Raw genomic sequence first — 239 nt, forward strand, 5'->3', positions numbered from 1 at the left:
TGGCAGTCAGAGGCGATGAAGGACGTATTAACTTGCGATAAGCCCAGATTAGGTAGTAAAAACCATTTGAGTCTGGGATTTCCGAATGGGGAAACCCAATACCATAAGGTATTACTGTTGAGTGAATACATAGCTCAACAGGGCGAACCGGGGGAACTGAAACATCTAAGTACCCCGAGGAAAAGAAATCAACCGAGATTCCGAAAGTAGCGGCGAGCGAAATTGGACTAGCCCTTAAG

1 rRNA gene is annotated in these 239 nt (G+C 46.0%); it reads left to right on the plus strand.

Annotated elements, in window-relative coordinates:
- Positions 1–239, plus strand: a 23S ribosomal RNA gene (locus IQR33_RS02560); the annotation flags it as partial.

The sequence above is a fragment of the Vibrio sp. OPT46 genome (assembly GCF_015163535.1).
Taxonomy (GTDB): Bacteria; Pseudomonadota; Gammaproteobacteria; order Enterobacterales; family Vibrionaceae; genus Vibrio; species Vibrio alginolyticus.